Here is a 10,549-nt window from a genome sequence, read left to right on the forward strand (position 1 = left end):
AACTTATTTAGCAACGAATCTAGCGAATTTAAAACAAAGAAAATTCTAAACTATTAATTTATTCTTTTTGCCTTTTATTCGTGTAATTCGTGTTAATTCGTTGCAAAAAAATACTTTTTGATTCTTTAAAAAACTAGTTCAACTTATATAGCAACAATAATTTGTTATTCTATAAAAAGATTAGACTTCTAGACAAGGATTTAAAAGGCTTATATTTAATATATAAATAACAGCTTTAATTTTATTAAAGGAGATGATTGAAATTAAGATAGATATTGGAAAAGATAATAAAATGAAAGGTTATTCTTTAAAGGATGATAAAATAACCTTTATCTTTGATAAAAACATTTATCAAGGTAAGCAGTTGGATGATGATATTATAATAAAAGAGGTAGCTTTAAATGCCAGCTTTACAGCATGGAAGAATCTCTGGAACTTAGAAAAGGTCACTGATGATTTATGGATATTAAATAAAAAGATTAATGAAGTCGATATTCCTGGTAACTCAGGACAGGGTGAGTTTAGATTTATAATAAATGGTAAGTATTATTTAGATGCCCCAGAAGAAGTTCCCCTAAAGGATAAATTTTATGATGGCCACAGTGGAGGATATAAACACATTATCCATTTGGATAAGAGTAAGACCAATAAAATTAAAAAGATAAACAGTCAAATAGAAGAATATAAAACTAATTATAGTTCTGATAAAGAATTAACCAACTTTAGATCGGTTAATTTAGGTTCTTTAGGAGAAGGTATCTTATATCGATCTTATCATCCTTTAAAAAAATCTAGAGCTGATCATCCCTTAGAGGAAAAACGTTTAATGCTTACCCAAGAGCTAATAGCTCATAATAAAATCAACTCTATCATCAACCTATCAGATACTGATGAAAGTATATTTAATAAATTTCCTTATTATAAGGAGTTAATTCTAAATAATAATACTATCTTTACCAATAAAGGTTATAACTATGATGTCTTTTATTATATTGCAGCTAGCGATGAATTTGCTAATCTAGTTAAAAGGATTGCTAATTTCATCCTTGATGATAATAACAAAGCACCTTTCTTAGTTCACTGTAGAATAGGCACCGATAGGACTGGAGTTATAATTGCTATCTTGTCAGCTTTAATGGGAGCTAGTTGGGAAGATATAGTTAGAGACTATCAAAAATCTAATAATATGGGGATTAGCGAATACCGTGATGAACGATTGCTAGAATATGCTTTTATAGAAATGTTAGGAACAGAATTTAAAGATAATTTAACCCAGTTGATGGAAGATTTTTTTGAGACTAAATTAGATTTAGCTGATAGCAGAATTAAAAAGATTAAAAAGAAATTAGCAGGAAAATTATAGTATTAGTATCTATAAAAAATAACTAGTCACCCTTAAACCAAACTGAGCCTGTGCTTAAAGCATAGGCTTTTTTATTAATTAACTTACCTGTTAAATTGTAATTCTAACATAGAAAAATCTCAATAGTTTCAATTTGCCACAATTTAAGTGGAAATTTATATATAATATGTATAAAAAGGATTTTTATAGTAAATGGTGAAATTAAATTTACATAAGTTTTACTTTATAACTCTTATATGCAAGTATAATTAGGTTCTTTAATATCACCTAACTAAGAACTTTAAAGGTTTTAAAATTAGTTCTGGTTAAGTCTTGGAGCTAATTTTGAAATATAAAAAGTAATTTTATAAGGGGGTGATTGTTAATTCTAATTTATTAAAAACCTTGTATTAATTAAAAAATGTTGTATGGATGGATTGAATCACTCTAGATTATGTTGGGCCATAAGTATTTAACTAAATAAGGAGGTCTATATGATGAGAATTAGAGAGATTAAAAGAGGATTATTGTTGTTCTTAGTCTGTTCTGCTTTATTGCTTACTACACTGATCACCCCAGCAGAAGCTGCTTATTCGGGATCAGGAAGTGATGTAATACTTCAAGGCTTTCATTGGAACTCTTGGAAGTATGGCACTTGGAATACCATCAAAAATAATGCTGATGCCATTAAAGATGCAGGCTTTACTATGGTCTGGTTACCACCAGTTTCAGCTTCTGCAGATGATAATGGTTATTTGCCTACTGAATGGTATAACCTCAATTCAAAGCGCGGAAGTGAATCTGAACTTAGATCAGCTGTAACTGCTTTAAATAATAGAGGGATTAAACCTATTGCAGATATTGTTATCAATCACAGAGTCGGTACAACAGATTGGGCTGACTTCTCTAATCCAGCCTTTGCTGATAATAAGCATGCAGTTACCCGTGATGATGAGTGGGGTCAAGGAACAGGAAATGCTGATACAGGTGGCGGATATGCTGCAGGTCGTGATCTTGACCACACTTATTATGATGTCCAATCAAAGATTGAGTCTTGGATGAATTGGTTAAAAACTGATGTAGGATTTAAAGGTTGGCGTTATGATTATGTCAAAGGATACTCTGGTTACTATAATGGAATTTACAATGATGCTACCTCACCTTACTTCTCTGTTGGCGAGTATTGGCCAGATATCACTGGTGATTACTATGCCTCTGGTGACAATGTAAATTACCATAGACAAAAATTGATGGATTGGATCAATGCTACAGGTCAAAAATCAACAGTTTTTGACTTTACTACCAAGTGGCAGCTAATGCTGGCAACTTCACGAAGTGAATACTGGAGATTGAGAGATTCTAGTGGTAACCCAATTGGAGCAATTGGTTGGTGGCCTGAAATGTCAGTAACCTTTGTCGATAACCACGATACAGGAGCTTCACCAGATGGTGGTCAAGAACTTTGGGCTTTTGATAATAATCATTTAGAAGAAGGCTATGCATATATTCTAACTCACCCTGGAACCCCTTGTGTCTATTGGCCTCATTACTTTGATTGGGGTAAAGATTTACAATCAAAGATTAAAACCTTGATTAGCCTTAGAAAAGAACAAGGAATTACCTCTACAAGTCCTGTAAGTATTCAAGTAGCAGATAGTAGTAAATATGCAGCCATAATCAATAATACCTTAGCGGTAAAAATTGGTTCTGGTGACTGGAGCCCTGGTTCAGGTTGGACTCTTCGCACTTCTGGAAATCAATGGGCTGTTTGGACACAATAATATCTAAATATATTTTCTGATTATAGCTTTTTAAATATCAAACTAAATAGGTGAAGCTTCACCTATTTAGTTTGATATTAACTTCTATATAACCTACTCTTCCTTATTTATAATTTAAGATTTCCATAATCAAAGTGGCAATTTATAAGCAGTCCAGATAGAAGGTATTTTTATACAAGTATAGAAAGATAGAAATATAAATAAATTCAGTTTTGTCAGCCTTATCTCTATAAACAATTAAAATTAACTCTTATTTTCTTTTATAGTTAATTTTCAGAATATTTTAAATCATCTTGAAAGGAGGTGATTATTAAAGCTTAATTAACTTCTACTCAATCAAAATTTATATGAATCACTTGTTAGGTTTAATTTATGTCAGTAAGATATTTTCAATTAAACAAGGAGGTTATATAATGATAATTAAAGATCTTAGAAGAATATTGTTACTAATATTAATTTGCTTTACTTTATCCTTCTCTACAACAATAGCCCCTGTGGAAGCTGCTTATTCTGGATCAGGAAATGATGTAATCCTTCAAGGTTTTCACTGGAACTCATGGAAATATGGGACTTGGAATACCATAATAAATAAAGCTGATACAATTAGTGAGGCTGGATTTACTATGGTCTGGTTCCCCCCTGTATCAAAGTCTACAGGTGGAACAGGTTATTTGCCTAATGAATGGTATAACCTCAACTCTGACCATGGTACTGAAGCTCAGCTTAGAGCAGCTGTTAATGCAATGAATAACCGAGGAATCAAACCAATTGCAGATATCGTTATCAATCACAGAGTCGGTACAACAGATTGGGCTGACTTCTCTAATCCAGCCTTTGATGATAACAATCATGCTGTTACTAATGACGATGAGTGGGGAGAAGGAACAGGAAATGCTGATACAGGCGATGGTTATGCTGCAGCTCGTGACCTTGACCACACCTATTATGATGTTCAAGCAGAGATTGAGTCTTGGATGAATTGGTTAAAAGATGATGTAGGTTTTAAAGGTTGGCGTTATGATTATGTCAAAGGATACTCTGGTTACTATAATGGAATCTATAATGATGCTACCTCACCTTACTTCTCTGTTGGTGAGTTATGGCCAGATATCACTGGTGATTACTATGCTTCAGGTGATAATGTAAATTACCATAGGCAAAAATTAATAGATTGGATTGATGCCACTGGAGCAAAATCTACAGTCTTTGACTTTACTACCAAGTGGCAGCTAATGCTGGCAACTTCACGAAGTGAATACTGGAGATTGCGAGATTCTAGCAATAACCCAATTGGAGCAATTGGTTGGTGGCCTGAAATGTCAGTAACCTTTATTGATAACCATGATACAGGTCCTTCACCAGATGGTGGACAAGAACATTGGCCTTTTGAAATGAGTAAGGTAGAGCAGGGATATGCTTATATCTTAACTCATCCTGGAACACCTTGTGTTTATTGGCCTCATTACTTTGACTGGGGTAATGACTTACAATCAAAGATTAAGACCTTGATTAACCTTAGAAAAGAACAAGGAATTACCTCTACAAGTCCTGTAAGTATTCAAGTAGCAGATAGTAGTAAATATGCAGCAATAATTAATAGTAGTTTAGCTGTAAAGATTGGTCCTGGTGACTGGAGTCCTGGTTCAGGTTGGAACCTTCGTGCCTCTGGAAATCAGTGGGCTGTTTGGACACAATAATTTATCTCTAAGTATAAACAATAGCTAGCCAGATAAAATATCTGGCTAGCTTCTTTATTTTACTCCCACTACTGATATAAACCCAAGGTCTATCACTTCTTCCACTAACTAGAATTAACTCTTCAAACTCTTTAATAGACTCAGTCTGATTATCTTTTATGAAATTAATCATAGCTATATTCTTGATCTTATTTCTAGTTAACTTCTCTATTATCGACGCCTTACTTATTATAATTAATCAGCTAACTTTTGATATAACCAATATGAATAAATTGTACTTCCTAAAGAAGCTCCAATTACACCTATCAAAAAGAGATAACTACTATCCATAAAGATAGCCTCTATTAGCCCCAATAAGCCTCCTAGCATAAATAACTTTCCACCTATTCGATGGGTACGATTCCAGACTTCCTCACTTGATACTGTCCATGGAGTCTTAATTCCTAAAAACCAGTTTCGTTTGAAGGTAGGCATATAATTGCCCATAGCTATCATTAATAATGAGAATAGAATAAAGATAGATTTACTAGCATCTTCAATATAACCCAATCCAGCTAAGACAGAAATTATATTAAGAAGAACAAAAAAAGTAATCATTGTATCCCTAATTAATAAATAACCTTTATTAAAGCGTTGGTAATTCTTCTTTAATGGATCTATCTTAGCCAACAGATAAAAACCAAAATAAATCAAGGCTGCTATTGAAAGCCCCATAAAAGCCCCAAAGGCTTTGGCAGCATAACCATCAACTTCCCCTTTCATATTCCAATGTGATGGTATCTGCTGAGGCAATTTTGGATAAGCCCAAAGCACAATCCCTAACCCTAATAATAAAATAATAAGTGAATAAAAATCCCGCTTAAGACTAAATTTACTCATTGCTATCCTCCCCTTCAAATATATTAAGAAAACCATTCATTATCTCCTGAAAAACAGTCATCTTCAAGGAGTAATATATCTGCTGCCCTTCCCTTCTATCATCTACCAAATCGGCATTCTTTAGTATCTTTAAGTGATGTGAAATAGAGGGTTTACTGATATTAAACTCATCTGCTATCTCTCCGGCAGTCAAATCCTTTTCCTTTAATAATATTAGTATTTTACGACGATTCCCATCTGCTAAAGCTTTAAAAGTCTGATCAAAATTTAAAGACACGTGCTCTCCCCCTTCTTTACTATGATTAATAGTTAATGATCAATTGCAGAGCAAACATTAGGAAGTGACAAATCTGCAAAAAATAATATAAGTTCTCCTTACTAAAATTGATAGTTAAAAGATCTTTTATACATTTAAATAATTATCTAAATATCTAAATTGATTATATGCTTAATTTAAGATAGTGTCAATAAAAAAGACCCCAAATTTAATTGGAGTCTTCTCGTATTTATACTTTACTCTTCCATCTCTGGAAGGAAAACATTTAATAACAATGCTGTTAAAGTTCCTGTAGTAATTCCTGATTGAAAGAAGGTATTTAATCCCTTTGGTAGATGACTTAAAATATCTGGTCTGACAACTACACCTAAACCAAAACCTAAAGAGATAGCTATAATCAATAGATTTCTTCTATTAAGCTTAGCATCATGCAATACCTTAATACCACTAGCAGCTATCATTCCAAACATGACAATCCCTGCTCCACCCAATACTGGATTAGGCATAATAGCAATCAATGCTCCTAGCTTAGGAAATATCCCTAAAATCATTAAGATAATTCCAGCTAAGATAACTACAAATCTACTAGCCACCCCTGTTAAGGGAATAATTCCAACATTCTGGCTAAAAGAGGTATTAGGACCTGCTCCAAAAACCCCAGCTAACATACTTCCTACACCATCAGCCATTAAACCTTTTGAGATATCTTCACTCTCTAATTCTTTATTACAGGCTTCGCCAACAGCCAATAAATCCCCAACAGTCTCTACACTAGTTACTAAATAAGCTGGAATAAAAGCTAAAAATCCTGTCAAACTAAAAGCTACTCCATATTTAAAAGGCATTGGTAAGTTGATTAAAGCTGCTTGCTTGACAGCAGAAAAATCTAACATTCCCATTGGATAAGAAATTATATAACCAAATAAAATACCTACCAAGATAGAAGCAGAACTCCAAAAACCTGTAGCAAATTGATTCAATATAACAATTACTGCTAAAACTGCTAAAGATACACCAACATTTTCTAGACTACCATAGTCAGCTGCTCCATAGCCACCAGCAGCCCAATCAATTCCTACTGGTAAGATAGTTAGTCCAATTAAAGTTACTACACAACCAGTAACTACCGGCGGAAAGAACTTCTTAATCTTAGGAAAGAATTTACTAATAATCATCTCAATTGGTGCAGCTAATAAGGTTGCTCCAAAGATTCCTGGCAACCCCATAGTACTGCCAACAGCTATTGAAGGACCAACAAAGGTAAAATCAGTCCCCATGATACAAGGTAATTTAGAACCTACCTTAGCAAAACCCTTAGCTTGAATAACAGTAGCTAATCCAGCCATAAATAAAGCAGTACTGACCAAGTAAGCCATCTCAACTGGAGAAAGCCCCAATACCCCTCCAACTACCAAAGGCACAGCTACAATCCCACTAAAGGCAGCTACAATATGCTGAATAGCTAAAGCAGTAGCTACCTTCAACTCTGGTCTATCTTCAATCCCATAGGATAATTCAACTGTTCTGCTTTGATTAGACTCTGTTTCATCAATTAATTCTTCTTGGTATACTAACTCTTGACTCATTTGATTTCCTCCTTATGTATTTATAGCATTAATATTAATACTTAATGGATAGATTGTGACACTTTTAAAATTAGCGTGAGTGGGTGTGTGAGTGTGAGTAAACCCCAAAAAAAGTTTTACACACACTCACACTCATAGCTCACACTCGACACAAAGTGTCGTAATATCAATTTATTGTCTAAATTTTTTTTACTAGAATAAACTTTAATTTTAATTGAATTAAATCTAAACTCATTTTTAAGCAAAGGTAATCTGATTATCCTCTAAACTTTCAATAATAGCTAAAGATTCTACCCTAACACCTTCATTACGCAACTGCTCTCCACCAGGCTGAAATCCTTTTTCAATTACAATTCCAACCCCTGCTAGCTGAGCCTGAGCATCTTTCACAATCTCTATTAACCCTTGTGAAGCTTGACCCATAGCCAAAAAATCATCGATGATTAAGACCTTATCATCTTTATTTAAGTACTTAGCAGCCACGCTAATATCATAGACTTGATTTTTAGTAAAGGATTTCACCTTACCAGTATAAACTTTTCCATCCATAGTAGATGCCTTCTTCTTCTTAGCAAAAAGTACTGGTACATCCAATTCCAAGCCTACCATTAAAGCCACTGCAATCCCTGAAGCTTCAATTGTTAAAACTTTGCTAATCTCTTCTTGACGGAAGCGCTGAGCAAACTCTTTTCCAATCTCTGCCATCAACTGAGGGTCTATCTGGTGATTTAAAAAGGAATCAACCTTTAGAATATTACTCCCAATCAGCTTTCCATCTTCTTTGATTTTCTCCTTTAATAACTTCATTATACCTTCCTCCCATTATGTCAATTTGCAATTGATATAGTAGCTACTTTAAATTTAAATTACTAAAAACAGAAAAAGCCCAGATAGATAGACTTCACCCTTACAAGTGAAAGCTATCCATCTGGACTTTTTCCTTTGGATAATACAATTTATGTATCTGTACCTTTTGAACTTCAGTGTATAATGTACAATTTACATTATATAGTTAAGAGCATAAAAGCAAAATCTTTTAAAATTGTTCTAATTCTTTATGATTTTCAACTATACACTGCTGACTATCAACTATAAACTGCCTTTTAGGTACACTTCCACTCGTAGTCAGATAGTTTTCGGCCATCTGGTAGAAACTCTCGAGCCTTATTCTCGATATTATACGAGTACTAGTAATATTTTTTCTTTATTACTAATAAAATAACACATATAAGTTTGTTTTGCAAGAATAAAATCATTAATCAGATATATTATCAAAAATTAACAAATTTTAATGTAAAATTAAAACTATAAAAAAAGTAGAGGTTGCTGATATCAGCAACCTCTACTTTTTTTATTTAGCTACAGTTAACATATAGACATCATCTTTGATATTGTGTTTAACAGTCTTACCACTTGAAATAATCCTATCTTCAAAATCATCTTCATTTACATAAGATAAGACTCGGCAGTTACGTCCAATCTGAGTATTAGCTGGGATATTAGCTCTTTTAGCTATAACTGTTAGACCATTTGTTAATAAGTCTGATTTCTCTAGATTAGGAGTATAATCATTTCCAAAACCTATATGAGAATTCTCCCCAATAACTACACTCTTATCAACTATACATTTACATACTATCGAATCTTTTTTAATAACAGTATTATTAAATATGACCGAATCTCTAACTACTGCCCCCTCTTCAATCACCACCCCTGGAGAGATAACAGAATTTTCTACCACCCCATTAATAATTGACCCATTAGAAATAAGGCTCTCAATCGCCCTACCTTTTCTTCCAAATTTGACAGGTGGTTCCTCTTCAGTCCTTGTATGCATCCGCCAATTTTTATCATACAAATTCAGCTCTGGTAATGGATCTGTCAATGATAGATTGGTTTCCCAGAAAGACTTAAGGGTTCCTACATCTTTCCAGTATCCTTTATACTCATAGGCAAATACATTATTATTTTCAATCATCTCTGGAATTATGTGGTGACCAAAGTCAGAATTCTCCTGATCACAAAAACTCTCTAATTTATCAATCAGTACATCAGCGGTGAAGACATATATCCCCATTGAAGCTAAATTACTAGGTGGGTTTTCTGGCTTCTCTTTAAAATCAACAATCTGCATATTATTATTCGCTTCTAAAATTCCAAACTGATGAGCATCTTCCCAGGCAACCCTCTGAGTTGCAATAGTTAAATCCGCCCCTTTTTCTTTATGAAATGATATCATTTCATCATAATTCATCTTATATACATGGTCTCCAGAGAGAACAACTACATATTTAGGATTATGCTTTTTAATAAAATTGATATTCTGATAAACAGCATGGGCAGTCCCTTGATACCAACCACCTTTTCTTCCAGTATAAGGCTGTAGTATTGTCACTCCGCCCATTCTACGATCTAAATCCCAAGGCTTTCCGATTCCAATATGGTCATTTAATGATAGTGGCAAATATTGTGTTAAAACTCCAATATCATAGATTCCAGAATTAACGCAATTACTTAAAGCAAAATCTATTAATCTAAATTTACCTGCAAAAGGTACACTAGGCTTAGCCCTATGTTCTGATAAAATATCCAACCTAGTTCCTCTACCACCTGCTAATATTAATGCTAATGTCTTCATTCTATTCCTCCTAATTATTTGATTATAAATCATTTTTCAAATAACACCTTATAATCTTATAAATATATATTAAATATTAATATTTCATATAAGATATTTATAAATTTTCTAAAATACATAACCCACTACTAAAAAATAATTCCAAATAATACTTAAATTTTCTTTACATATTGACTCCTCCTTTACAATCATGTTATCTATACACAAATATATAAAGGTAATAAAAAATAAGAATAATTTTAAACTAATTAGCTCTTATCACCTTATATATGATTAAACTGCGAAAAAATAAAATAAACACTCCAAATTTTATTTTATTTACGATATTATATATCTATTGGAGTGTGAT

General features: G+C 33.0%; 9 protein-coding genes and 1 riboswitch. Of the genes, 3 read left to right on the top strand and 6 right to left on the bottom strand.

The features are described from left to right. Window positions 1-253 precede the first annotated feature (253 nt). The 3 genes from ACTCDL_RS10850 to ACTCDL_RS10860 all read left to right on the top strand — a co-directional run bounded on the left by ACTCDL_RS10850 (window position 254) and on the right by ACTCDL_RS10860 (window position 4,820). On the top strand, window positions 254-1,363 hold the full coding sequence (locus ACTCDL_RS10850) for a tyrosine-protein phosphatase (RefSeq protein WP_463176501.1): 1,110 nt from the start codon (window positions 254-256) through the stop codon (window positions 1,361-1,363). A 476-nt stretch (window positions 1,364-1,839) separates the two neighbouring features. Beyond that, window positions 1,840-3,123, top strand: coding sequence for an alpha-amylase C-terminal beta-sheet domain-containing protein (locus tag ACTCDL_RS10855; RefSeq protein ID WP_463176502.1), 1,284 nt, complete (start codon window positions 1,840-1,842; stop codon window positions 3,121-3,123). A 413-nt stretch (window positions 3,124-3,536) separates the two neighbouring features. Continuing rightward, on the top strand, window positions 3,537-4,820 hold the full coding sequence (locus ACTCDL_RS10860; RefSeq protein ID WP_463176503.1) for an alpha-amylase C-terminal beta-sheet domain-containing protein: 1,284 nt from the start codon (window positions 3,537-3,539) through the stop codon (window positions 4,818-4,820). Window positions 4,821-4,827: 7 nt separating this feature from the next. On the opposite strand, the gene ACTCDL_RS10865 is transcribed toward ACTCDL_RS10860, so the two are convergent. The 6 genes from ACTCDL_RS10865 to ACTCDL_RS10890 all read right to left on the bottom strand — a co-directional run bounded on the left by ACTCDL_RS10865 (window position 4,828) and on the right by ACTCDL_RS10890 (window position 10,200). Next, a complete protein-coding gene (locus ACTCDL_RS10865) occupies window positions 4,828-4,992 on the bottom strand; it encodes a hypothetical protein (protein ID WP_463176504.1) in 165 nt (54 codons plus the stop codon). 62 nt (window positions 4,993-5,054) lie between these two features. Then, window positions 5,055-5,699 (bottom strand): SdpI family protein, encoded by a 645-nt coding sequence (locus ACTCDL_RS10870; protein WP_463176505.1) that lies wholly within the window; start codon window positions 5,697-5,699, stop codon window positions 5,055-5,057. Next, window positions 5,692-5,976, bottom strand: coding sequence for an autorepressor SdpR family transcription factor (locus ACTCDL_RS10875; protein WP_463176506.1), 285 nt, complete (start codon window positions 5,974-5,976; stop codon window positions 5,692-5,694). Before ACTCDL_RS10875 ends, ACTCDL_RS10870 begins: the two co-directional genes overlap by 8 nt. 236 nt (window positions 5,977-6,212) lie before the next feature. Continuing rightward, on the bottom strand, window positions 6,213-7,562 hold the full coding sequence (locus ACTCDL_RS10880; RefSeq protein WP_463176507.1) for a nucleobase:cation symporter-2 family protein: 1,350 nt from the start codon (window positions 7,560-7,562) through the stop codon (window positions 6,213-6,215). Between the two features lie 237 nt (window positions 7,563-7,799). Continuing rightward, window positions 7,800-8,369, bottom strand: a complete 570-nt coding sequence (locus ACTCDL_RS10885) for a xanthine phosphoribosyltransferase (RefSeq protein ID WP_463176508.1) — start codon at window positions 8,367-8,369, stop codon at window positions 7,800-7,802. 295 nt (window positions 8,370-8,664) lie between these two features. Continuing rightward, window positions 8,665-8,766, bottom strand: a riboswitch (purine riboswitch). Window positions 8,767-8,913: 147 nt separating this feature from the next. Beyond that, window positions 8,914-10,200 (bottom strand): glucose-1-phosphate adenylyltransferase, encoded by a 1,287-nt coding sequence (locus ACTCDL_RS10890; RefSeq protein WP_463176509.1) that lies wholly within the window; start codon window positions 10,198-10,200, stop codon window positions 8,914-8,916. Window positions 10,201-10,549 lie beyond the last annotated feature (349 nt).

Source organism: Orenia sp. (assembly GCF_055140805.1).